Annotated in this window: 22 protein-coding genes; 5 read left to right on the top strand and 17 right to left on the bottom strand. The window is 51.1% G+C overall.

The features are described 5' to 3' along the window. Positions 1–9 precede the first annotated feature (9 nt). Positions 10–1,458: a sugar porter family MFS transporter gene (locus HZZ01_RS14295; protein WP_179898263.1), complete on the bottom strand. Its 1,449-nt coding sequence runs from the start codon at positions 1,456–1,458 to the stop codon at positions 10–12. A gap of 186 nt (positions 1,459–1,644) precedes the next feature. Here HZZ01_RS14295 and HZZ01_RS14290 point away from each other — a divergent pair, with 186 nt between their 5' ends. Continuing rightward, positions 1,645–3,606, top strand: a complete 1,962-nt coding sequence (locus HZZ01_RS14290; RefSeq protein WP_179898262.1) for a sigma-54-dependent Fis family transcriptional regulator — start codon at positions 1,645–1,647, stop codon at positions 3,604–3,606. Here the strand turns inward: HZZ01_RS14290 and HZZ01_RS14285 are convergent. Both HZZ01_RS14285 and HZZ01_RS14280 read right to left on the bottom strand, forming a co-directional pair. Further along, positions 3,587–3,988: a YkvA family protein gene (locus HZZ01_RS14285; RefSeq protein WP_179898261.1), complete on the bottom strand. Its 402-nt coding sequence runs from the start codon at positions 3,986–3,988 to the stop codon at positions 3,587–3,589. The two genes, HZZ01_RS14290 and HZZ01_RS14285, sit on opposite strands and share 20 nt — an antisense overlap. A gap of 100 nt (positions 3,989–4,088) precedes the next feature. After that, positions 4,089–4,709, bottom strand: coding sequence for a TetR/AcrR family transcriptional regulator (locus tag HZZ01_RS14280; protein ID WP_179898260.1), 621 nt, complete (start codon positions 4,707–4,709; stop codon positions 4,089–4,091). Between the two features lie 178 nt (positions 4,710–4,887). On the opposite strand from HZZ01_RS14280, the gene HZZ01_RS14275 reads away from it, so the two are divergent. After that, positions 4,888–6,099: an MFS transporter gene (locus tag HZZ01_RS14275; protein ID WP_179898259.1), complete on the top strand. Its 1,212-nt coding sequence runs from the start codon at positions 4,888–4,890 to the stop codon at positions 6,097–6,099. Positions 6,100–6,238: 139 nt separating this feature from the next. Here the strand turns inward: HZZ01_RS14275 and HZZ01_RS14270 are convergent, their stop codons facing one another. Further along, positions 6,239–7,192, bottom strand: a complete 954-nt coding sequence (locus HZZ01_RS14270) for an MBL fold metallo-hydrolase (protein WP_179898258.1) — start codon at positions 7,190–7,192, stop codon at positions 6,239–6,241. A gap of 82 nt (positions 7,193–7,274) precedes the next feature. Between HZZ01_RS14270 and HZZ01_RS14265 the strand changes: the two genes are divergently transcribed. Continuing rightward, positions 7,275–8,204 carry a LysR family transcriptional regulator gene (locus HZZ01_RS14265; RefSeq protein WP_179898257.1) on the top strand — a complete coding sequence of 310 codons (930 nt, stop codon included), beginning with the start codon at positions 7,275–7,277 and terminating at the stop codon, positions 8,202–8,204. Position 8,205: 1 nt separating this feature from the next. On the opposite strand, the gene HZZ01_RS14260 is transcribed toward HZZ01_RS14265, so the two are convergent. Then, positions 8,206–9,075 (bottom strand): LysR substrate-binding domain-containing protein, encoded by an 870-nt coding sequence (locus HZZ01_RS14260; RefSeq protein WP_179898256.1) that lies wholly within the window; start codon positions 9,073–9,075, stop codon positions 8,206–8,208. Positions 9,076–9,233: 158 nt separating this feature from the next. Between HZZ01_RS14260 and bla the strand changes: the two genes are divergently transcribed. Next, positions 9,234–10,115 (top strand): class A beta-lactamase, encoded by an 882-nt coding sequence (bla, locus tag HZZ01_RS14255; protein WP_179898255.1) that lies wholly within the window; start codon positions 9,234–9,236, stop codon positions 10,113–10,115. Positions 10,116–10,276: 161 nt separating this feature from the next. Here bla and HZZ01_RS14250 read toward each other — a convergent pair whose 3' ends face one another. The 8 genes from HZZ01_RS14250 to HZZ01_RS14215 all read right to left on the bottom strand — a co-directional run bounded on the left by HZZ01_RS14250 (position 10,277) and on the right by HZZ01_RS14215 (position 17,268). Beyond that, on the bottom strand, positions 10,277–10,750 hold the full coding sequence (locus HZZ01_RS14250) for an NUDIX hydrolase (RefSeq protein ID WP_179898254.1): 474 nt from the start codon (positions 10,748–10,750) through the stop codon (positions 10,277–10,279). Between the two features lie 77 nt (positions 10,751–10,827). Continuing rightward, entirely contained in the window at positions 10,828–12,252 is a 1,425-nt protein-coding gene (locus tag HZZ01_RS14245) for a trehalose-6-phosphate synthase (protein WP_179898253.1), read from the bottom strand. A gap of 115 nt (positions 12,253–12,367) precedes the next feature. After that, positions 12,368–12,916, bottom strand: coding sequence for a GNAT family N-acetyltransferase (locus HZZ01_RS14240; RefSeq protein WP_179898252.1), 549 nt, complete (start codon positions 12,914–12,916; stop codon positions 12,368–12,370). A gap of 292 nt (positions 12,917–13,208) precedes the next feature. Further along, positions 13,209–13,649 carry a GNAT family N-acetyltransferase gene (locus HZZ01_RS14235; RefSeq protein ID WP_179898251.1) on the bottom strand — a complete coding sequence of 147 codons (441 nt, stop codon included), beginning with the start codon at positions 13,647–13,649 and terminating at the stop codon, positions 13,209–13,211. 36 nt (positions 13,650–13,685) lie between these two features. Beyond that, a complete protein-coding gene (locus HZZ01_RS14230; RefSeq protein ID WP_179898250.1) occupies positions 13,686–14,363 on the bottom strand; it encodes an anti-sigma factor domain-containing protein in 678 nt (225 codons plus the stop codon). Next, entirely contained in the window at positions 14,360–14,908 is a 549-nt protein-coding gene (locus tag HZZ01_RS14225) for a sigma-70 family RNA polymerase sigma factor (protein WP_179898249.1), read from the bottom strand. Before HZZ01_RS14225 ends, HZZ01_RS14230 begins: the two co-directional genes overlap by 4 nt. Positions 14,909–14,969: 61 nt before the next feature. Beyond that, positions 14,970–15,530: a fasciclin domain-containing protein gene (locus HZZ01_RS14220; protein ID WP_179898248.1), complete on the bottom strand. Its 561-nt coding sequence runs from the start codon at positions 15,528–15,530 to the stop codon at positions 14,970–14,972. 169 nt (positions 15,531–15,699) lie between these two features. Further along, positions 15,700–17,268, bottom strand: coding sequence for a methyl-accepting chemotaxis protein (locus HZZ01_RS14215; protein ID WP_179898247.1), 1,569 nt, complete (start codon positions 17,266–17,268; stop codon positions 15,700–15,702). Positions 17,269–17,605: 337 nt separating this feature from the next. Between HZZ01_RS14215 and HZZ01_RS14210 the strand changes: the two genes are divergently transcribed. Beyond that, complete coding sequence (locus HZZ01_RS14210) at positions 17,606–18,115, top strand: GrpB family protein (RefSeq protein ID WP_179898246.1); 510 nt, start codon at positions 17,606–17,608, stop codon at positions 18,113–18,115. 110 nt (positions 18,116–18,225) lie between these two features. On the opposite strand, the gene HZZ01_RS14205 is transcribed toward HZZ01_RS14210, so the two are convergent. The 4 genes from HZZ01_RS14205 to HZZ01_RS14190 all read right to left on the bottom strand — a co-directional run bounded on the left by HZZ01_RS14205 (position 18,226) and on the right by HZZ01_RS14190 (position 21,613). Beyond that, positions 18,226–18,753 (bottom strand): rhodanese family protein, encoded by a 528-nt coding sequence (locus HZZ01_RS14205; RefSeq protein ID WP_179898245.1) that lies wholly within the window; start codon positions 18,751–18,753, stop codon positions 18,226–18,228. Beyond that, positions 18,750–19,067, bottom strand: a complete 318-nt coding sequence (locus HZZ01_RS14200) for a helix-turn-helix transcriptional regulator (RefSeq protein WP_179898244.1) — start codon at positions 19,065–19,067, stop codon at positions 18,750–18,752. The genes HZZ01_RS14205 and HZZ01_RS14200 overlap by 4 nt, the downstream gene beginning before the upstream one ends. Before the next feature lie 872 nt (positions 19,068–19,939). Beyond that, on the bottom strand, positions 19,940–20,677 hold the full coding sequence (locus HZZ01_RS14195) for a metallophosphoesterase (protein WP_179898243.1): 738 nt from the start codon (positions 20,675–20,677) through the stop codon (positions 19,940–19,942). A 159-nt stretch (positions 20,678–20,836) separates the two neighbouring features. Next, the gene (locus tag HZZ01_RS14190) at positions 20,837–21,613 is read right to left on the bottom strand and encodes a nucleotidyltransferase domain-containing protein (RefSeq protein WP_255434237.1); all 777 of its coding nucleotides are present in this window, start codon (positions 21,611–21,613) and stop codon (positions 20,837–20,839) included. Between the last annotated feature and the right edge of the window lie 177 nt (positions 21,614–21,790).

The raw sequence follows: 21,790 nt of genomic DNA, 5'->3' as shown, positions 1-21,790 counted from the left end.
AACTCCTTATTATTTCGCTTTAGCCCAGGCGGGCGAGGAAGGGTTTTGATCAGGTCGCTGCGCATCAGCGGCGAAACGACGGGATTTGGAGAGCATCAGCGGTTCAATTTGCTCCAGCGAAACGCCCCGGGTTTCCGGTAAAAAACGGCGGACAAACCAGAATGCGATAACACATCCCACTGCACACAGCATCAGCGGGAAGGCACCATGAAACTGCTCCATCAGCACCCGGCTGCGGTTCATCATTGGGAAGCTTTGGGTAACGATAAAATTCGCGACGTACATGGAGGCAAAGGCAAAGCCCATCGCCACGGCGCGTATACGATTAGGGAAGATTTCTGAGATCAACAGCCAGGCACCCAGGCTCCATGAGAGGCCAAATATCAGCACGAAGGCTAACAGCCCAATCACTGGCAGCATGCCACCTGCATCGGCGATAAAAGCCCAGGCAGTGAAGGCCATTGAAAGTGCACATCCCAGCGCCCCCCAGCGCAGCAGCAGCGTCCGGCCCAGACGATCAATGGTACTCAGACAAACGGCCACACCTGCCAGCAGCGCAAGGCCAAGGAAAATGCTATGAAACAGGGAAGCCTGCGTACTGCCGGTGATGTTTTGCAGGAGTGACGGCGCGTAATAGAGCAGGATGTTGATACCTGAGATCTGTTGCAAAATAGCAATGGCACAGCCAATCATCAGGATATAGCGGGCGCGCGCATCACGCAGGATGCCGCGCTGACTGGTCTGGATGTTGTCATCCCGATTTGCCGTCAGGATTTCCTGTAGCAGCCGCTCGGCGTGCCGGGCATTTGAAAGACGGGTCAGCACGGCGAGGGCACGTTCTTTTTTGCCGTTCAGTGCCAGCCAGCGCGGCGACTCTGGCATGAACGGCACCAGCAACAGGAATAGCAAACAGGGCACAACGCCCGAGGCCAGCATCCAGCGCCAGCCTTCACTGACAATCCACTGATGCGGCATACCGCGTGCAATCAGGTAATTCACGATATAGACCGTTACCTGTCCGCCGACCATCAGCATCTGCTGCAGGCCCAGCATCCGTCCGCGCCAGTCTTTCGGCGAAATCTCCGCGATATAAAGCGGCGTAATCGCAGAAGCCATCCCGACCGCCAGCCCGCCGGTGAGTCGCCATATAACGAAATCCGTCAGCGAACTGGCCAGCGCAGCGCCCACCGCAGAGATCAAAAAGAGTATGGCGGTGACAATTAAGGTTGATTTGTGGCCGATGCGATCTGAAATAAAGCCAACGCCCCATGCACCGACGATGCAGCCAAGAATGACATTTGACACCGCCCAGCCACTTTCCCACGGGGTTAAATTCAGATGTTCTGTCAGCGGATCGATAACCCCTGAAATCACGGAAGCGTCATAACCCAGAATCACGCCACTCAGTGAAGCAATGGCACAGATAAACAGAATCAGCCGTAAATTATGTTTGCGCATAACCACTTATTTCCCCTGGCTTGTTGGATTTATGTCGTTGCAACTCCTGTTGCAAAGGTGATGCCAACCGGAATCGGGCAAATTTTGTGAGCGCTGCCACAGCGCCACGTCACAAACTGGCAGCAAAGTTTACATGTCAACTTAACATGTCAATAAAATGGACATTAAATTGAGAGGGAGTAGCCGGTGAATCAGCAACTGTTATTACGGGATGAGAGTGATGCGATTTTCAGCCTGCCGGACCGGGAAGGCGCTGATAGCTGGGACGCCCTGCTATGGCAGAGCTGGCAGCGTTTTACCCAGGGCGAACAACCGCCAGCGCTGCGACAAACGATTCTGCACTCCTGGCAGCGCTCGCAGCAGTACGCTATCGATCCCCACTGTTTTAGCTATACCGCCCCGCCAGCCAGTGAGCTGACAGCAATTCTTGAGAACAATGCTGAACTGATACTTGTTGCGCGCAGCATTATGGAAAATTTGCTCGCCTATAATCCGGACGGGCACATAAACCTCACCGACGCCCAGGGCGTGACGCTGCATTATTGCGGTGCCGACCTGACACCCGTCGGCAGTATTCTGCGTGAAGAGATATTGGGCACTAACTGTACTGCGCGTTGCCTGATTGAACAGCGGCTGGTGTATGTGCTGAGCGGTGAGAACTGGAAATTTGATCTGCGTAAACGTCGCCGCCAGTGTGCTGCGGCACCAGTGCGCGATGAAAATGGACAGTTGATTGGCGTGCTGACGCTGACCGCCACGCCGGATAACTTTAACGCCCACACGCTCGGTACCGTACAGGCGGCAGCGGAAGCTGTCGGGCAGCAACTGATGTTACGACGCCTGCTGGCTGAACAGCAGTCCATTCTTGAGACGCTGAATGAAGGTGTCATTGTCTGTGATAAACAGGGGCGCATCAAAACGCTTAACCGCTATGCGCGCCAGATTTTCAGCGGGCTGGATCCACGCGATACTCCGATTGATGAACTGCTCAAGCCGCAGAGTGGATCGCTGCTTTCTATGCCTTTTTGTAATGACCTCGAACTGCAGTTCCGGCCTGACGGCCTCGCGCCCCTCTCCTGCCTGATATCGTTGATGCCCGCACCGGATGGCGGGCGGGTACTGTCACTGCGTGAAAATCAGCGTATCCGCGCCATTACGCGACGGGTAATGGGTGTCAGCGCCAGTTACACGTTTGAGATGATTCGCGGCCATTCACCCCGCCTGCAGCAGGCGATACACAAGGCACGTATCAGCAGCCGTACCGACAGCACAGTGTTGCTCAGCGGTGAAAGCGGCACCGGCAAAGAGTTATTTGCTCAGGCCATTCATAATGCCAGTCCGCGCCAGCAGGAAGCATTTATCGCCCTGAACTGCGGCGCGTTACCGCGGGATCTGGTGCAAAGCGAGCTGTTTGGCTATGCCGATGGTGCCTTCACGGGTTCACGGCGTGGCGGTTCAGCGGGCAAATTTGAACTGGCTGACGGCGGCACCCTTTTTCTGGATGAGATTGGTGAGATGCCACTCGAAGCGCAAACCAGCTTATTACGGGTTTTACAGGAGAGCGAAGTGCTGCGTATCGGCGCGGCGCAGCCAGTGAAAGTGAATGTGCGCATTATCGTGGCAACCCACTGCAACTTACTGGACGCCGTGGAGAAAAACGCCTTCCGGCGCGACCTCTATTATCGTCTTAATGTGATTTCACTGGAAATCCCGCCGCTGCGCGATCGTCGCGAAGACATTCCGGAGCTGGTTAACATCTTTATTCAGGCACTCTGTACCCGTATAAAGCGTATTCCGCCGGTGGTCGCGCCTGACGCAATGGCCTGTCTGCAAGCCTGGGATTGGCCGGGAAATGTGCGCGAGCTGGAAAATGTCATCGAGCGGGTCATCAACCTGAGTGAAGGGTTAGAGATTACCCGAGCCGATTTGCCTGAATCTCTGCAGGACGTCTTAGCCAGTGATGCGTCCGGGGATAGTCAACCCTCGTTGCAAAACCTGGAGCGCATGCATATTTTACAGGTTGTCAGTGAACAACAGGGGAATCTGCGTCAGTCGGCGCAACTGCTCGGGATCTCACGCACGGCGTTATATAACAAGCTGAATGCATGGAAAATCGACTACCGTGCTTTCAGAAAAAATGATGCCTGAACGCAGCCATGAGCTGACTTAACAGTACGGTGGTACAAACAATCCATATCACGATAAAGATCCCAGCCGTTATACGACTGACCGGACGTTCACTGGCTTGCGCTGCAGTTTCACGATGTTCGCGCATCACCTCGGGGGGAATAAGACGCACCACCAGCATGATCCCCAGCGGTACAATAATCAGGTCGTCGAGATAGCCAATAACGGGAATAAAGTCGGGTATCAGATCGATGGGTGAAACCGCATAAGCCGCGACGATCAACGCCAGCACTTTAGCAACCAACGGCGTAAGGGGATCGCGTGCGGCAAGCCATACCGCATGCACATCTCGTTTGATGTTTCGCGCCCACGTTTTCGCGTCAGCAATAAGCTTGATTGCCACGATTCGTCTTTTCCTTATTGAGAACGGCGGGTATTACGTTCACGCACAACTGCCCTCTGAGATGAACACGCGTCGTATTAAGCCTGGGCGTCGTTTTCTGTCAATCAACAGCGTTAAGGACAGCGGCATCCCAGGTCTTCATGGCGGTTAATACCGCCGCATCAAGTTCTTTACCGGTTGCACCATCGCGGGCTTCGGTAGACAGGCCGATTTCAAAACTGTGAAAGAACCTGGCCAGTGCCTGCACGTCTGTATCGGAAGCCAGAATTCCCGCCTCTTTCGCGCTGTTAACACATCGCAAAAATCCCGCTCTGGTCCTGGCGCGTTGCGCTGCCAGAATCTCACGAATGTGTGCGTTTGCAGGTGAACAGGTATTAACGGATAGCGCGATCAGGCAACCACTGGGATGCCCCTGATCGGTCTGCATCTTTGCGGAACGCCGCAACGCGAGTTCGATAGCCTGTCGTGGTTCAAGCGTGTCGTCCCAAAGACAATCGTTCACCTGACCATATGTCGTCATATAGCATTCGACAACCTCTTCGAATAGCGCCTCTTTAGACCCAAACGCGGCGTAAAAACTGGGTGCGGTGATACCGTTACCAAGATTCGCCTTGAGCATGGCAAGCGAAGTGGACTCGTAACCATGCTGCCAGAAAAGTGTCATTGCCTGACGAATTGCCGCGTCACGGTCAAATGTTCGTGGACGTCCCATCTGAGCCACATCCGTTCCTTTTTAAACTTGCCTTAGATAAATACTAATCGATACATATGTGCTTGACAAGCTACGTGACGGCCTATACTTTCGAATATATATACCGATCGTTATATATATCAACCCACCCGTGACCACACGGATTTTCTCAATTTTTAAGCGTTACAAACTTAAAAAAGGACTCAACGTGCACGCCAATAGCGCATTCAGTGAAACCACAACACACCGAGGCCTGCCTCTGGCCTCCCTGCTGGCATTTGCCATGACAGGCTTTATTGCCATCCTGACCGAGACCCTTCCGGCGGGTCTGCTGCCGGAGATCGGAAAAGGGCTGGGTGTTTCTCAGGTAATGGCAGGCCAGCTGGTCAGCATCTATGCGCTTGGATCGCTGCTGGCGGCGATCCCGTTAACGGTTCTGACCAGTGGATGGCGACGTAAAAAAGTGCTGCTGCTTGCCGTTGGGATATTCCTGATTTTCAACACCGTTACCACCCTTTCGTCCAGCTACTGGCTGACGATGGCAGCCCGCTTCATGTCCGGTGTGGCTGCCGGACTTGCATGGGGAATCCTGGCGGGCTATGCGCGCCGCCTCGTTCCTGCTGAGTTGCAGGGCCGCGCGCTGGCCATTGCGATGGTCGGAATACCGGTTGCCCTGTCGCTGGGAACCCCGGCAGGCGCATGGCTGGGCAGTATGATGGGATGGAGAGTCCCCTTTGGGATCATGGCAGCACTGGCCATTATTCTCTTTATCTGGACATGGGTCGCGGTTCCTGACTTGCCGGGCCAGCAGGCTGACCGTCGACTGCCGGTATGGCAGGTTTTCCGTATGCCCGGCGTCAGACCCGTTCTGGCGGTTATCTTTCTGTGGATGACGGCTCACAACATTCTTTATACGTTCATCGGGCCGTTTCTGCAGTTGTCGGGGCTGACCGAAAACGTTGGGCTTATTCTGCTGATGTTTGGCATTGCGGCACTGGCTGGCATCTGGATTACCGGCATGCTGGTGGATCGCCATCTGCGTAATCTGGTTCTGCTCAGCCTTGTGGCACTGGCGGCGGTTTCTGTGGCGCTGGCCGCTGGCATGTGGGAACAGATTGTGGTCTATGTGGCTGTCATTGTATGGGGATGGTCTTTTGGGGGGGCATCCACTCAGATGCAGACGGCCGCTGCTGACGCGGCAGGCAATCATGTCGATGTCGTTCAGGCGATGGTGACAACCGCATGGAATCTGGCCATCGCCAGCGGTGGCGTCATTGGAGGTCTGCTTCTTAATAACGCCGGTGCGGTCTCTTTCCCCTGGGCGCTCCTGGCCTTTATGGTTGTTGCGTTTATCATCGCCTGGCGTGCAAGAGAGCATGCCTTCAGGCCTGGTGCCAGAGGCAGCACGATGAAAGAGTGAATTTAAGGGGCATCCGGAATGGATGCCCGATGATGGCTCAACCTGCTTAGTTTTACGCTTGTGACGGATAAGTCCGCCTAAAACGCTTAACTAAACCAATTATTTATAACGTATTGCAATAGTTAGCCTCACTAAAAACTTACTGCCCGAGCTGCGTGGTGTAATTAGCAGGCACCCAGCGATAAGCATCACCCTCGTACATAACATGGCCCAGACCAGGGAAGGCGATATGCGCCGCAGCGACCCAGTAGCCCTTATCAGCAGCCTGTTTCAGTACCCTTTCACGTGTAGTGACAGCCCGTTTCTGATCGACATCAAAGTGTATAGCTACCTCCGGATCGGGCATTTGCACTGCTCTGGCATGGATGATATCGCCCCACAATACCAGCGTCTGCCCTTCACTCTCTACGTGATAAAGTACGCTGCCCGGTGTGTGACCGGCTGTCGACTCAGCGCGAATTCCTCCCGGTAAGGTGGCTGGCGCCATGAACGTTCTAAGCAGGCCAGCATTGATGAGCGGGCGAAGCGTCCGTTCAGACTCAGCAAAGGTATGAGTCTGACTGGCCTCCACCCTGCTGACATTAGCCGGATCAAGCCAGAAATCGACATCCCGTTTATCGACGAACACCCCGGCATTTGGAAAGGCAGGCTTGCCTGCACGCGAGACACCGCCTGAGTGATCGGCATGGATATGGGTCAGAAGCACGGCATCGATCGACTCTGCCGGATAGCCAGCGGCTGCCAGATTAGTTAGCAGATGGCCGCCATGGTGACCGAATAGCTCGCCGGCTCCGGTATCGATTAAGATTCGCTGTTTGCCATCGTCTATGACAAAGGCGTTAATCGATGTTTCGGCCTGCGGCGTCATTGCGTCTGTGGCCATTGCTTTGCTGAGTTTATCCGGTGAAATATTTGTCAGTAATGTATCAAGAGGAATCGTCACCGTGCCGTCGGAAACGGCGGTAATGCGCAATTTCCCCAACTTCATCCGGTAATAGCCCGGGGCCTGCTGATCCAGTGCAGACGGCTGTTCGGCAGCCTGGACAGAACCGAACGCGATAAGTGAAGCCAACAGTATTAGTGAAATTTTCATCAATTTCTCTCCTGGAAAGTGTCATCACAACCTGGTGGGCAGTATCCTTACGCAACCTGTATCACTCAAATTGATTAAACTGATGCTGACTATCAAAGAAGATGATTTTCATCGTATCGATCTGAATTTACTGATGGTGCTGTTAGTTCTGAAGCGGGAAGGCAGCGTTACTCGTGCAGCAGTAAAGCTGCATCTGGGTCAGCCTGCGGTCAGTAATGCTCTGGCCCGGTTGCGGGTGATGTTCAGCGATCCCCTGTTTGTGCGCACGGCGAGAGGCATGGAGCCTACCCCGCGAGCTGAATCGTTGATCGCTGAGCTGGGCCCTTTAATGGCGCATATGCAGAACATTCTGTTTCAGCCAGCATCCTTCACGCCTTCTAAGGCGACGCATGTTTTCCGACTGGGGATGAGTGACTGGGTTGAACGCTGGCTGATGCCAGAACTGTATACGCGCATTTCGCGCACCGCTCCGGGCGTTACGCTTCAGGTCATAGCCAGCGATCCCTTTCGGGATGCGGAACTGGTCGCGCGTGGAGAGATCGATCTTGCTATTTCAGTGGGTGATAATATGCTCGCCACGCTGCGGCGCGAGAAGATTGTCTCACATGAATTTTGTACGGTGTGGCACCCGCGACAGCTTTCGTTGCCTGCACCACTAACACTGGAGGATTACGTGGCGCACGATCATCTGCTGGTCTCTTATCGTGGAGCGACCTGGAGCGCCATTGATGACCAGCTTGCAGCAGTGGGAAAGGCACGTTCGATTCGCTACGTGACGCCGCATTTTTCCTCTTTGCCTCCACTGCTGGTTCGCACACCCGCCCTGGCTACCGTCCCTGCCGGGCTGACCGATGACTGGGTGACTCATTACGGCTTATGCTGCAGTCCTGTACCAGTAGCAACGCCTGAAATCGCCCTTTCATTGCTTTGGCATAAACGCTTTGATAACGATATGCCGCTGAGCTGGCTCAGGGAGGAACTGCGTAACGTAATGACAGATCGAACTGGATAAATCACGGTGTAATTATTTGCTGAATAATCCATTCCCGGAATATATGCATCGACTGGGTTATTTTTCTGGATCTCTGCCACGTTAACCAGTACCCATCATGTCCTGAATAAATATCAAAGGGTCTGGCAAGTAAGCCTTGCTTTATTTCCGGTTGAAACATGACATCAGGAGCCAGTGCTACGCCGCCAGTGATCATCACGGCATCAATAATAAGGCGTGAAGAATCGAAAACAGGTCCATTAATTCTGAATGGCGGGATGCCTGCCGCAGCAAACCAATTTTCCCACTCTTCCAGACGATAAGAACGTAATAAAGTCTCGCCGGATATATCACCAGGCTTTAGCAGTCTCTTCGCTGTTTGAGCCCGACACAGTAGCGTTAGCGGCGCATCCATGATTAACAGGTTATGCGATGAGGTCCAGTTGCCAGAACCGTATCTTATAGCAAAGTCGACACCCTCTCCGGCGAGGCTTACAACGTTATTGTTCGTCTGGATACTCAGTTCGATAGCAGGATGCCTCTGCTGAAAATCTTCAATTTGTGGTAAAAGCCAGCCCAGTGCAAATGTGCCCACACAGGAAATAGTCAGTGCCTCCCTGACTTTCCCTCCTTCAAACTGGCGATAAGCCTTTTCAATTCCATGAAATTCTTCTGAAATTTTGGAGAAAAGTAACCGGGCTTCATCGGTCAGCTCAAGGCCCCGTGAAAGCCTTTTAAATAAAACCAACCCTAATCTTTCTTCAAGCAGCCTGACCTGCTGACTGACCGCCGCCTGAGAGACGAACAGTTCCATGCCAGCCCTCGTAAAGTTGAGGTGTCGGGCAGAAGCTTCAAACGCACGCAGCGCATTGAGCGGGATGTCACTTTTCACATCAGACCCCAGAAATCCTTATGACTGGCATCAATTTATACCGTTTTTTCTTACAGGAAAATTGATTTATTTTGAGGCAAGTAATTTAAGGGATGAGAAGTTATTCCCGCGTGAACTCAAGCACACTCTGATTTATTGATTTCTGAAAAAGGTAAAATATGAAGGTGAATTTTAAAACAAGCCTGGCCGGCATTGCACTGCTCGCCGCTGCAGGTTGCTCAGTCTCAGCCTATGCTGCGTTCGACCAGCAAACGTTAAAAAGCCAGTTTGAGACACTGGAAAAGCAATCAGGTGGAAGACTCGGCGTGACAGTTTTTGACACCTCAGATGGTTCAAAATATTCATGGCGAGGCAATGAGAGATTTCCGCTCTGCAGTACGAGTAAAGTGATGGTGGTTGCGGCAATATTAAAGAAAAGTGAAAGTAACCCTGGTTTGCTTAATAAAAAAATTCATATAAATAAAAGTGACATGGTTAATTACAACCCAATTACCCAGAAACATATCGACTCATCCATGACTGTCGCTGAGTTGAGTGCTGCGGCGTTGCAATACAGTGATAACGCTGCGATGAATAAATTACTCACTTATCTGGGGGGCCCGCAGCAGGCCATCAAATTTGCCCGGACAACAGGTGATACAGTTTTTCGTCTGGACAGAAAGGAACCTGAACTTAATACAGCAATTCCGGGTGATGTGCGTGATACAACGACACCATCAGCGATGGCTGACACACTTAACAAGCTTGTTCTGGGAGTTGCACTCAAAGAAGAGCAACGAACAAAGCTTTCAGAATGGATGAAGGGCAATACTACGGGTGTAAATAGCATTAAAGCGGGTCTTCCGGCTGACTGGATAGTGGCAGATAAAACCGGCAGCGGAGACTATGGCACAACTAATGACATTGCCGTCATCTGGCCAAAGAATCACGCCCCCATCATTCTGACGGCCTACTTCACGCAGCACGGTAAAAACGCAGCCGCGCGGAAAGATGTACTGGCCAGCGCAGCAAACCTGGTAGCTGACGCAATCAGTAAATAAAATAGTTCAACGTGCCGGCTACGTTCTACTGATCGGCTCGGTATGAGCCGATCAGTAGCCTGATAGCCCGAAAAACGGGGTCGTCTGTGCTGTACCGCACATGCATCATGCACACCTGTGAGTCAGACTGCCCCTCAACAGACGGGTTAGCGAACGTCGGATCAGGATGGCGTAAGCGCTGAGGAACCCGCTAATTTGCTTTTAAGCAGGTTAATGATGAGGTCGCGTGGGAAGATCGTTTCATCAGACTTTATGAGTTCTTCTAAAGTCCACCAATGATGCCCGCGAATGACATCCTTTTCATTGCGACTCCATCCTGAGGCGTCAGGATCTGATCTTTCTGCATAAATGATGAAGTAACGCTCTTTAGCAAGAACATTCTCCCCATCGGGCAACATCATGGTGAAGTCCCGCGACGCTATCTGCGGCCCTGGCGTTGTTCTTCTCAGACCCGTTTCTTCAAATAACTCGCGCAAAGCCGCCTGCTCATAAGATTCCTGGTCCTCAAGCCCGCCACCCGGTGTCGCCCAGTATGATTTTCCGCTCAGAGCATCACCTTTATGGCAGAAACTAAAAAGAAGAACGTGATTTTCAGGTGAAAGAATGATGAGTCGGGATGACGGTCGAATACGCACAAAGCCCCCTTAATTAATAGTGAATCCTGATCTCCGATACACTCAGTTTATCAATTCCTGCTTTATAACTTTAAAACTCAGTACCTCGCCCGGCTACTGCTAAGGCGCGGAGAAAAGGCAGGCGGCGGCAAGGCTTCCGGGGCAGCAGGCTCAGCGTTCAGCAGGCGCAAAAATGACCCAGCCCAATGATGACTGTTGTGCATATGCAGACCTTTCATCAGACGGGCATGCAAACTTCGCCGTTCGTGTAACGGCATCTGCAGGGCACGATGCACTGCACTCGCCATGGCATCTGGGTCATAAGGATTGACGATGATGGCACCCTCCATTTGCTCTGCTGCCCCGGCAAACTGCGAGAGAATAAGCACGCCGGGATTTTTCGGGTCCTGCAGGGCGACATACATTTTCGCCATGAGGCTCATGCCCGCCATTAATGGCGTTACCAGCGCAACGCGTGAGGCACGATAGATACCGGCCTGTTCTTCCCGGCTGTAGGTGTGAGTCAGATAGTTGACCGGATACCAGTTCATTGTGCCATGCACGCCATTGAGCTCGCCGCACAGTGCTTCCAGTGCATGGCCGAGTTCTGACGCATCATGTGCGTGTCCGGCTGACGGCGGTGCCAGTTGCAACAACGTGATATTTTTCTGATAGCAATCATGCCTTCTCAGTAGCACCTCCAGGGTGCTGATCCGGTAAGGCAGCCCTGAACTCTCATCAAGATGGCCACCGCTGAGCACGGTATTTTCTGGCAGGCTTTCACGGCACTGCATCTCCATGTAAGCACAACTGTTGCTCTCGCGAAGACACTGGACGTCATCAAGGTCAATTCCGACCGGGAACACACCCACCCGGATAATCCGGCCATGAATGCGGAAGCTCTGGGCCTCCAGCCGCTCCAGCCGGAATTCGCTCTCCAGCCAGACGAGAAAGTTATTCATATCCTGTACTGTCTGGAAGCCAATAAGGTCACAACACAGTAATGAGTCCGTCAACCAGCGCCATTCGGGAATGGTTTCAAACATTCTGCCAGCCGGGAAAGGCTGATGCAGAAAAATACCCACCGGGTTAATCAGTCCTTCCTCACGAATATAAAAAGCACAGCCAAGCAGATGATAATCCTGAATCCAGATAACATCGTCGGGTGTGGCATTTTCGCAAATGGCGCGCGCATAGGCCTTATTAAGGTTTTTATATTCCTGAAAGCCACTGGTTGAAAATCGGGCCATGTCAGGGCGCTGGTGAAACACAGGCCAGAGTCCTTTGTGAATATAGTTGTGGTAACCCTCATTCAATTCGCCCGGCGTATAGGGGAAAGTTACGATTTCATACTGGCCGGCCTGCTGCACGGAGTAGGATCCTGACACATCCCGAGGCATGACAGCGCTTTCACCATCCCAGCTAATCCACAGCCCTCCCTGACGGGAAAGTATGCCTTCATAGACGGCAGTAAGCGTCGATCGTTGACACTGATTATGAGAAACAAGGACAAGGCCTGACATGGTGTGTTCCTTAAGAACCCGCTGCGAAAAGGCAATCGTGCCTGGCAGCGAGCCGCTATTAATCGGAGGTCGGAGAATGAACTGGAGAAAACCGCTCATAAGCGTGCACCTGGACTTAATGCCGGCTGCGGCTTTGGGCGCAAATCGGGTCGTAGCCCCCATCGTGCAACGTTGTTACATAGATGCCGGGCAAAGAGGGAAAAGCCATAAATCCGTTGCGTTCGAAGAAATCCGGTGCGGGCTCACCCATCGCAACGATGCTGCGGCAGCCTCTGGCGCAAGGATGAGACAGACAGCAGTGCAGCAGCCATGAGCCGAGGCCGATAAAGCGATATTCCGGCGAGATGTACAAATTGCGGATTACCCAGGTCTCCGCCATGTCAGTCACAACACGGGCAAACCCAATTTGACGGCCATTGCGATAAAGTCCAAAACAGAGGCTGTTGTTCAGCGCCAGAGTCAGAGAACGGGTATCCGGTATCGATTCGCCCAGCCACTGAGCAATCAGGCGATAGTTCAGCAGTGCCGGATCGGTACTGGCTTCTATGGCATCTCTGAACCATTTGCGAGGCGAAATAAGGCGAAGACGCTGCTGTTCAGCAAGCTCAGCAACTGCAGCATCGCTGCATCCCGATATGGACCAGGGCTTGTTAATACATTTCATCCACGGCTTCCCTGAAGATAGGCGCATCAGCGCCCGGTGCCGTTAATTAAACCGTTCGGCCTGTAAAAAAGGCGTAAAAAGTGGCAGATGAAATGTAAAAACGCCGCAAAGTCTCCGCCGTCTCAACATGAGCGGCCGCGAAAAATCAGCGAGTTGAATACAGGGAGGGCATGCAGTAATAAATAAAGAGGAGGGGGTGCCCCAGGTCTACTCGCCCCCGAAGCGGGTTTGATGAATGCGTCGCCGGGTCGTTTAGTGCAGAAGCAGAGAGTCTGAACATTCCTATGCTCTTTCAGAACGTAGCCATCATTGTCTGAAATGATACGCCGTTGAAAAACTTAACCTCGCCCACTTTCTTAAATCCCAGTTTTTCATAGAAGGAAACAGCGAAGAGTGAGGACCGTACACTGATTTCTGAATGTAGCACGGGAACTACCTGCTGCCAGAGTGCCCTCGCTACCCCTTTACGGTGAAACTTCGGATGCACAAAAAAGTATTTCACTAAGTTGCCTTCGAAAAGGGTGAGTACGCCTGTTACCTCACCTCTTTCCTCGGCAATCAGCCAGAGATAGTCATCTGAAACGATAAATGGCTTAAGCACATCGGGTTTTATACTGTCGGCAAACCATTGCGGACAGGGCTCCATCTCTGAAAAATTACATTGCAACGATACCTCATGTATCAGCTTACTGATGCTTACCGTATCTGATGCAGTCGCGTCCCGGATTTCCATTTTTACGCACGCCTCCTTAATCCGCACCACCAAAGCTTAAAGCAGCGTCACTTTGCCCTGGAAAATCACCGGCCCGGACGGCCCGCTGAGCTTAGATCCCCCCACCGGCTCCAGACTTACCGCCAGTACCGTCTGATTATTCAACTCACCGGGCGGTAAACGGAAAGCATTGTTATTCGTGTGATTGATCAGTCCCAACGATTGTGGCGCAGCACTGCCCCTGATCAGCCAGAGTTGCAGCGCTTTATTCTCTGGCAGCGTGATGTTGAGCGCGGAGACCTGAATGCGTGACGCTGACTTATCCAGACTCACAACAAACTGTGCGTTGGGCTGCGCGCCATTGAGTACCGCAATGGGCTGCAGGGAATGCGGGGTATCCGGTTTAATCACCTGGTTGTATATGAGGATGCCTGCCATTGCTGCTGCAAGACCCCAGCCGAGCCAAAAGCCAGGTTGCCTGCGTATTGATGACGTGCCTGAGATGCCAGCATTCAGGTGAAGATCCTGCACAATCAGCGGCCAGACTGTAGGAGGCGGGATAACATCGTGGGTGAGCAGATCGATGCCGCTGAATGCTTTCTGCCAGTGCAGCACTTCTGCAGCAAAGTGTGAATCGTCGTTGAGGCGTTTATCAAGCCGATGACGTGTCGCATCGTCGGTAAGACCCAGCACATATTCCGCCGCAGTTAGATCATGGTGTTCCTGAGCAGTCATAGGCCTATGCACTCCCGAAGATGGATTAACGCGCGACGGATCCAGCTTTTCACCGTACCCTCAGGCTGGCTCATGGAGAGCGCAATCTCACTCTGCGACAGGCCACGATAATAGGCGAGCGAGATGCTCTGTCGCTGTTCTGAAGGTAAGTGCGCCATACAGTGCTGGAGGCGACGAGCCTCCGCATGACTCTCATCTGAAACGAGTGGCATCTGGACACCCGCTTCCGCTTCACTGATATCATCCACTGAACAGCATCTGTTCTCATGCTTACGCAGGAAATCAATCGCCCGATTTCTGGCGATGTGGCTGAGCCAGATGTGCGGTTCGCTGCGCTTATCGTCGTAATAATTTGCCGACTGCCAGATATGAATAAACGTGTCGTGCAGAATCTCTTCTGCCCAGTCCCGGCGTCTGACCATCCGCAGGATGATCCCATAAAGTCGGGGCGACAGGACGCGATAAAGCTGCTCAAGAGCAGCTTTATCGCCGCAGGCTATCAGGTTCATTAAGTCGGCCTGAATGTGGGGCACATTTTTTGTCATCGGCTTCCCTGTAAATGGTGTAGCCACGAAATAAGTGGCCACACTCAGTATAGGTAATGCTTTACGGCATCAGAACGGTATCGATAACGTCAATCACACCGTTGCTCTGGTTCACATCATAGGTGGTGATACTGGCAACATTGCCCTGAGCATCTTTAAGCTGAATGTTGTGTGGCCCGTTCGCCATCACCCACAGCGATTCACCATTGACCGTTTTAAGCTCGGCTTTACCGCCTCCGGCTTTGATTTTTTTCTCCAGTGCTTTCATGTCCAGTTTTCCTGCGACCACGTGATAGGTCAGCACGCTGGTGAGTTTTTGTTTGTTCTCAGGCTTAAGCAGGGAGTCAACAGTGCCCTTAGGCAGTTTTTCAAAAGCGGCATTCGTCGGGGCAAAAACGGTAAACGGCCCCTTGCCTTCCAGTGTCGGGACCAGTCCGGCAGCTTTAACGGCGGCCACCAGCGTGGTGTGATCTTTCGAGTTAACAGCGTTCTCAACAATATTCTTAGATGGGTACATGGCAGCACCACCGACCATCACCGTGTCACTGTTCATGCTGGCCGCGTAAGAGGCGCCGCTGAAGACTAAGGCAGAAAAAATCAGAGTTGGCAGGATTGGTTTCATTTTCACTTCCCCTATTGAGTTTACAGGCAGGGCCAGAGTGCCCTTACCTGTTAATACGAATGAGGAAGGAAAACGGATGCAAAAAAATTTAATTTTTTTGAGCAGGGACGTTCAGGCTAAGGCGATATCGCATGAGCCCGCCTGAGCAGGGCTCATCTTATCCCATCATTTAAATGCGGAAGGCATTCACTGCTTCACGTAAAGAGTGCGCCTGAGCTGAAAGCGATTGCGAAGCGGAAGAGGATTCCTCAACCAGCGCGGCGTTATTCTGCGTGACGCCATCCATCTCGTTTACCGCGATGCTGACCTGTGAAATACCCTGCATCTGTTCAGCGGAGGCCAGTGATATGTTATCCATCGCGACGGCTAATTTTCCGACCATCTCATTGATATCAAGAATGCTCTTGCCGGTTCCGGTTGCCACGACGACGCCACTTTCAACCTGCGCCACAGCTTCTTCAATCAGATGTTTAATGTCTCTGGCTGCCGTCGCACTGCGCTGAGCCAGCGTCCTGACTTCACCCGCAACAACGGCGAAACCGCGGCCCTGCTCGCCTGCTCTTGCGGCTTCGACCGCAGCGTTAAGCGCCAGAATGTTGGTCTGAAATGCAATCCCTTCGATGACGGAAGTGATGTCCCGGACTTTCACCGCGCTTTTTGAAATATCATTCATTGTCTCTGACATGCGTTGCATATTGTGTTCACCCGAACGCGCCAGCGCAGCGGTTTCACGGGCTGAATCTGCGGTCTGCTGTGCGCCTGCCGCGTTACTTTTTACCGTGACGGTAAGCTGCTCAATACTGGCAGCGGTTTCCTGCAAAGCGGCGGCCTGCTGCTCGGTGCGGGAAGAGAGTTCGGTATTGCCCTGAGAAATTTCATCGGCGGCCATCGCGACCGAAGTGGAAGAGTCTTTGATATGCGAAACCAGGCTGCGCAGATTGTTCTGCATGCTATCCAGCGACGCCATCATGCTGGTGGTATCTCCCTGACGAAGGGTTACGGTTGTCGTCAGATCACCAGCCGCGATCGCGGCAGCCAGGCCCTGCGCATGGGAAGGTTCCCCACCCAGCTGCACCTTAAGCCAGCGGGTAATCAGGCCACTCATCACAAAGCCCATAATCACAAACAGAGTAGTCAGTCCAGCCAGCGTCATGTAGACACCAGAGAGCGCCTGCGTGGACGTTTCCGCCGTTTTACTCGTTACCCTCGCCTGATAATCAACCATCCCATCCACCGCACTGCGGTAAACAGAGAGTGCGGGAATCAGTTCGCTACGCAGTTTTTGCTGGAATGCAACGGCATCGGACATAAACAGATTTTTCTCTGCCTGTTGAAGCGGACCCGTCGCGACTTCAATTTTATTCAGTTGCGTGGAAGCCTCTTCAACTTCAGCAAGATTGATCCCCGGAATACTTTTGGCACCGTTGATCAGTTCCCGAAAATGCGCAGTGGTGTTGTCACTGTTGGTCTGCAATGCAAAGAACTGCGTTTTTAATTTTTCCTCAGGCTGAGTGCCTGATGCTACCGAAAGTAAAAGCACCGTTTGCTGGGTTAAGTTGTCTTTCAGCGTCTGAAGGGCCTGGAGATCACCCAGTCGCGCGCGCGTCAATTCCTGCTGATCGCTGGCCGTGTTGAGCTTGAATCCGGCAAAGCCTGTCACAAAAATACCCGTTAAGATGACAGCAAGGAATGCGCCAGTGAGCATCACGCTCAATTTCATTTTTTTATTCCGATACATAGAAGACCTCACGTCTGATTTATTGGGTTATCACCGACGTTCCGCATCTATGGCTCGCTGGTACTTGATCTGGTTATCGGTAGCAATCAAGGAAATTACAGTAATGAAAAAACGCAGACGTCACGATTTTGTGCGGAGCAGGCTGGCAAACTCAGGTTTGATGTCAGCCTGTTAAAGGGAGAAAATATGAAGGACTAAGAGATTCATTTTTTTATGAAGTTCAGCATATTCATGTTTGTCCTGATAATTATATGCTGACCAACCGGCTAATCAGTCCTGCCAAGATCATTCAAACAGTTTGAATGCAGGCATCGATACATAAAGAGTGGACGTAATTATGCGCGCAATCGTAGTGGTGCCATACGATGAAAAATGGCCTGAAGCCTTTTCTGATGAACGTTCGCTGATAAAGGAAATGCTCGGCGACGTCGCGGTGACTATTTACCACATTGGCAGTACAGCAGTACCGGGTCTGTCAGCAAAACCCGTGATCGACATACTGCTGGAGGTTTCAACTATAGACGAACTGGATAAGTGCCAGACAGCAATGAGCAACGCTGGATACGTTGGTCGCGGTGAGAACGACATACCGGGGCGCAGATACTTCATAAAGGGTGGCAATCGCCGCAGCCACCAGGTTCATGCCTTTTCGACGGGACATGAACAGATTGAAAGGCACCTTGCCTTTCGTGATTATCTCAGAAAAAACAGTGATTCTGCTGGAGCCTATGCGGAGATAAAGCGTGCTGCTGCACGGGTTTGTCACAACGATCCGCAAGGCTACAGTGCGCTAAAAGCGAAGTTTATTGAGCATCATCTGCAACTCGCGTTGAATGACGGTGCATGACAGGAAGTGCGTTGCATGCCGCGCGCCCTGATTTTTTCAGACTGAAACCTTCAGGCGAACGCAGTAACCCGTCAGGCGCTGCGATTATTATGGGTAAACAGGGCACACGTTTATTTAGCGGCTTTGTTCCAGGGCATTTTTTGCAGCAGGCTCGCCATCCCACAAAAACCACTGACGCCAGAAAAAATTAACCCGGCACCAATAAAGCCTGACAGTAAAAATAAGCGACTATCAACGGCATAACCCGCTATCACACCCACCAGAACAAGAATACCTGCGGTGATATGAACCTGTCTTATGATGGGCAGTGGTTGTTTTTTATCTTCAATAATCGGGAGTGCGGCACTCTTCCACGCATTAATACCACCAGACATCAGGAACACGTTCCCGGAACTGACTGCTCTCATGAGTTGTTCAGCATTATTGGTGGTTCGCATGCCTGCCTGACAGTGAAAAATCACTGGCTGCTGGTCTGAACCTTCAACGGTTTTACCCGTGGTAATTTCTGTCAGCGGCAGGGAGAGGGCTTGTGGAATATGCTCTCTAAGAAAATCAGCACGATCCCTGATATCGACCAACACCGCGCCCTGCTCCAGGAGTTTACTGGCTTGCAACGGCGATAGTATTTCTGGCTTCATTTGAAATCCTCCGGGCAGTAAATCTCTTTTAACGTGGACACCACTTTTTTGACGGCGTCGTCTTTGATGAAATAATTCACTCTTTGCGCCACCCTCGAAGACGAAATCAGACCGTCCTCTTTCATTTTCGCCAGATGCTGAGACGTGGCTGAAGGCGTCAGACCGCTCTGCAGGGCCAGCTCCCCTGACGATGTTCCGGGTTTTTCGATAAGGATGCAGAGGATTAAAAGTCGATGGCTGTTACTCATCGACTTAAGCAACGTGGTTGCCAGCGAAGCGCTTTCCTGCAACCGGACAAGCTGACTTTTTTTCATTTCATTACTTTAGAGATTGCTAAATTAAGTAAACACTAAAATAAGATGAGGCGGGATGCAATGACTATTTTTGCTGGTCATGTGCACATAAAGTGTGTTGGTAGCAAACAGAAGAATCCTGGGCGGTTTAAGGACCTTCACTAACGGGGATGTAAGCCAGACAAAAAGTGAATTTATGCGGGTGCTGCTGGCAGTTTACGCTGTGTTGCTGGTTGGCGCGCATGACGTAATACTGGTAAAGATCCTTACTACGACAATGTGTGAGTTGATAATAAAGACGCTCCGGCGCCTATTAGCGTTGGCTGGCTGCATTGCGGCCCGCCAGGAGTGACGAGCATCTACTTTTAATATCAAAAAAATACATTAGTAAAATCAACCTTAGCAAAAAATGGGTTAAGAACGATAAATATTATTTTCTTTTGATGAGTTTTTTTTAGATGATTTATATCACCCTGACGATAGATATTACTAACCCATCCCTTTTAACGCACAGTCTGAATCGCGGTAAAATCAAGTCGCTCATCTCCAGAGATCATCTGAATAATTTTTTAAAGCCTATGACATTTGGATCATGAGTTCCTGAATCAATAACACTGCTACCATGCACCGTATTATCATCGATAATAATAGAGCCTGAATGCGATAATCTTATTGCTCATTCCAGATACTGTGGACTATTCACTTTATTAGCGTCGATAAGAATAAGTTCAAAGAGCGCTTCAAGGGTCATTAAAACATCCAAAGCTGCGTCTGGATGGAGTATGAAGTTATCCGTAAGCCCCACATTTCCTATATTCTGTCACGCCACCTCTGTATATCCAGGAATGAGGACAGCACCTGACATTTGAATAAACAGGGACAGCATTTAATTGTTAAACACAGACATGATGGCTGGTAAGAATATTACTGGCGAAGCGGTGAATCATTAACGCGGGAGGGTCACTTACAGGGGGGATGTTGGGTGTTCCAAACCATACAGGATTGGCCGGGCAGACGGAGCCACAGATATAAGCCGGAATTCCCGCAAACGTGCCAGCTATCGGTCGGTGAACATGCCCGGAGCAAACAGCCAGCACGCGTTGCGGATTATCTTTGATGAACTTTTCTAACTTGTCCCCGCCTCTGCAAATCGTTTCATCCAACGTAGGTATACCTGATTTAACTACGTGATGATGCATAAACAGCAATGCTGGGGCGGCATCAGCATCATTGAATTGTTTTTCCAGCCACCCGACATGTTCACAAACGCTACCATGAGCTTGTGCATCAACCGTCGAGTCCAGTCCGATTAATCGCAGATCCCCAGCATCATATGAGAAGTGCAGAGCTTCATCAGGGCTATCGTGTGCCCATTTTTTACTACCCCACTCTGCACGCATTAAATCACGGTCATCAGAATTACCCGGCAACACAAATGAAGGATAACTCTGCTGGTCAAGACGCGCGGCAATCTGTTTGTAACCTTCACGCCAATGTCCATCTGTAAGATCACCTGTCAGGACCAGTACGGCAGGTTGCAGGTTCGCTAGCCACGTCAGCAACCGGTCAAATCGGCATAAGTGATCATTATCTGAAAACGCATGAATATCTGAAATCTGCGCTATTAACATAAAGACCTTAATGATTGAATGTCGAAAGTAACTCAGCGGGAAGCAAATTTGAGAGTTCAGATAAGCATTAAAATATGAATAAATCGAAGTGACTCTTTTTCTTAAAGATAGCAAACGACAGGTTACTTTTAAAGTTCGTAGAGCTTATAGGCAAAATTTTTAGGTTGTATCGTAATGGAACTCAGCATTAAGCCAGCGAGCAAAGTCCAGAAGCCGATTTTCGAATACACTGACGCTTCCTGCGGGTTGATTACTCATCTTGAGTAAGTAATCCATCTCCTTAGCCAAACCCGGATATCGTGCATTAAATCTGTAACGATGCTCTTCAAGCGAGAAAGGCCAGTCCTTATCCCCTTCGCTTCGAAGGATATTGGTTGCCCTTATGAGTTTTCGCGCAGCAGAGCGCTGAAGCTGCAACTTTTTATGCACATCAGAAGAGGTTTTCATTTGAATGAGCAGACTGTACAGTACCTGCAAAAAATCCCCGTTTACGGCTAAAGCAATAGCTTTTGAAGGTTTAAAGGCCTGAAAACGACAGCTTAGATCCTCGCCATAAACGCAGCGGCAGTGGTGTTTAAGCCAGTATCCCCAGCTGAGTAGATTTTCCGGATCCAGCACCTGTTCCAGATGACCATAATCAAAATCAATTTTGCTGATAAGTGGATTAGCTTTTTCAAGCATCGACTGAACAGTTTCAAGTTCCTCTGAATCAGCCTGATTGGCTTTATGCGTGAGAATAATAGTCATATCCAGATCAGATCTACCAGCCTCTGCCCTGCCTTCAGCCACACTCCCATAGACGTATAAGCTATGTACAAGCTCAGGAAAACTAAGTGTGAGTTTGGTGACAACAGATTTAACTACCTCTGAATATGCAGGCTGGATTTCTATCCGTTTAGGCAGAGAAATTACGGCATTAAGATCGACGGCCATCATCGCTCCAGTATGCAGAGTCAATTTTGTAAATCAGAAGCAGTATTAACATGACACTCTCCTACGCAAAACAGTAGACCCCATCACCGTTTCTTCGATTTGGCTAAAAATATCTGACTGAGTCACAAGCCGTTCCCTATCAGGACAGAGCGATTAATCGGCCTGTTAGTAAGCAGTTTT

The organism is Pantoea sp. WMus005 (assembly GCF_013415305.1).
Taxonomy (GTDB): domain Bacteria; phylum Pseudomonadota; class Gammaproteobacteria; order Enterobacterales; family Enterobacteriaceae; genus Pantoea; species Pantoea rara.
Note: the sequence above shows the minus strand (reverse complement) of the source record. Positions and strands in the feature narration are given on the sequence as shown.

Coding starts and splice junctions, on each gene's coding strand:
- HZZ01_RS14295 (WP_179898263.1), bottom strand. CDS start 1,458: ATGCGCAAACATAATTTACGGCTGATTCTGTTTATCTGTGCCATTGCT.
- HZZ01_RS14270 (WP_179898258.1), bottom strand. CDS start 7,192: ATGAAAATTTCACTAATACTGTTGGCTTCACTTATCGCGTTCGGTTCT.
- HZZ01_RS14265 (WP_179898257.1), top strand. CDS start 7,275: ATGCTGACTATCAAAGAAGATGATTTTCATCGTATCGATCTGAATTTA.
- bla (WP_179898255.1), top strand. CDS start 9,234: ATGAAGGTGAATTTTAAAACAAGCCTGGCCGGCATTGCACTGCTCGCC.
- HZZ01_RS14245 (WP_179898253.1), bottom strand. CDS start 12,252: ATGTCAGGCCTTGTCCTTGTTTCTCATAATCAGTGTCAACGATCGACG.
- HZZ01_RS14240 (WP_179898252.1), bottom strand. CDS start 12,916: ATGAAATGTATTAACAAGCCCTGGTCCATATCGGGATGCAGCGATGCT.
- HZZ01_RS14235 (WP_179898251.1), bottom strand. CDS start 13,649: ATGGAAATCCGGGACGCGACTGCATCAGATACGGTAAGCATCAGTAAG.
- HZZ01_RS14230 (WP_179898250.1), bottom strand. CDS start 14,363: ATGACTGCTCAGGAACACCATGATCTAACTGCGGCGGAATATGTGCTG.
- HZZ01_RS14225 (WP_179898249.1), bottom strand. CDS start 14,908: ATGACAAAAAATGTGCCCCACATTCAGGCCGACTTAATGAACCTGATA.
- HZZ01_RS14220 (WP_179898248.1), bottom strand. CDS start 15,530: ATGAAACCAATCCTGCCAACTCTGATTTTTTCTGCCTTAGTCTTCAGC.
- HZZ01_RS14215 (WP_179898247.1), bottom strand. CDS start 17,268: ATGTATCGGAATAAAAAAATGAAATTGAGCGTGATGCTCACTGGCGCA.
- HZZ01_RS14210 (WP_179898246.1), top strand. CDS start 17,606: ATGCGCGCAATCGTAGTGGTGCCATACGATGAAAAATGGCCTGAAGCC.
- HZZ01_RS14205 (WP_179898245.1), bottom strand. CDS start 18,753: ATGAAGCCAGAAATACTATCGCCGTTGCAAGCCAGTAAACTCCTGGAG.
- HZZ01_RS14200 (WP_179898244.1), bottom strand. CDS start 19,067: ATGAAAAAAAGTCAGCTTGTCCGGTTGCAGGAAAGCGCTTCGCTGGCA.
- HZZ01_RS14195 (WP_179898243.1), bottom strand. CDS start 20,677: ATGTTAATAGCGCAGATTTCAGATATTCATGCGTTTTCAGATAATGAT.
- HZZ01_RS14190 (WP_255434237.1), bottom strand. CDS start 21,613: ATGATGGCCGTCGATCTTAATGCCGTAATTTCTCTGCCTAAACGGATA.